1 rRNA gene is annotated in these 1,373 nt (G+C 54.9%); it reads right to left on the reverse strand.

Annotation, left to right across the window (positions count from 1 at the left end):
* Window positions 1-1,373 (reverse strand): 23S ribosomal RNA (locus tag QBK89_RS14965); the annotation flags it as partial.

Genomic DNA, 1,373 nt, shown 5'->3' on the forward strand with positions numbered 1-1,373 from the left:
ATTAGTATCCGTCAGCTCCACGTGTCACCACGCTTCCACCTCGGACCTATCAACCTCATCGTCTCTGAGGGATCTTACTCACTCGAAGTGATGGGAAGTCTCATCTAGAGGGGGGCTTCATGCTTAGATGCTTTCAGCACTTATCCTTTCCACACGTAGCTACCCAGCTATGCTCCTGGCGGAACAACTGGTACACCAGCGGTGTGTCCATCCCGGTCCTCTCGTACTAAGGACAGCTCCTCTCAAACTTCCAACGCCCACGACGGATAGGGACCGAACTGTCTCACGACGTTCTGAACCCAGCTCGCGTACCGCTTTAATGGGCGAACAGCCCAACCCTTGGGACCGACTACAGCCCCAGGATGCGATGAGCCGACATCGAGGTGCCAAACCTCCCCGTCGATGTGAACTCTTGGGGGAGATAAGCCTGTTATCCCCGGGGTAGCTTTTATCCGTTGAGCGATGGCCCTTCCATGCGGAACCACCGGATCACTAAGCCCGACTTTCGTCCCTGCTCGACTTGTAGGTCTCGCAGTCAAGCTCCCTTCTGCCTTTACACTCTTCGAATGATTTCCAACCATTCTGAGGGAACCTTTGGGCGCCTCCGTTACCTTTTGGGAGGCGACCGCCCCAGTCAAACTGCCCGCCTGACACTGTCTCCGAACCGGATCACGGTCCTGGGTTAGAATGTTCGTACAGCCAGGGTGGTATCCCACCATTGCCTCCACCGAAGCTAGCGCTCCGGTTTCCAAGGCTCCCACCTATCCTGTACAAGCTGCACAAACATTCAATATCAGGCTACAGTAAAGCTCCACGGGGTCTTTCCGTCCTGTCGCGGGTAATGCGCATCTTCACGCATAGTATAATTTCACCGGGTCTCTCGTTGAGACAGTGCCCAAGTCGTTGCACCTTTCGTGCGGGTCGGAACTTACCCGACAAGGAATTTCGCTACCTTAGGACCGTTATAGTTACGGCCGCCGTTTACTGGGGCTTCGGTTCTACGCTTCGCGCGAACGCTAACGCTTCCCCTTAACCTTCCAGCACCGGGCAGGTGTCAGCCCCTATACTTCGCCTTTCGGCTTCGCAGAGACCTGTGTTTTTGCTAAACAGTCGCTTGGGCCTATTCACTGCGGCTCCTCCTTAAAGGAGCACCCCTTCTCCCGAAGTTACGGGGTCATTTTGCCGAGTTCCTTAACGAGAGTTCTCCCGCTCACCTTAGGATTCTCTCCTCGCCTACCTGTGTCGGTTTGCGGTACGGGCACCTGTGACCTTGCTAGAGGCTTTTCTCGGCAGTGTGAAATCGGGAACTTCGCTACTCTAGTTCACTCCCCATCACAGCTTGAGATTGTTGGACGGATTTGCCTATCCAACTC

This window comes from Virgibacillus sp. LDC-1 (assembly GCF_030137545.1).
Taxonomy (GTDB): Bacteria; Bacillota; Bacilli; order Bacillales; family Amphibacillaceae; genus LDC-1.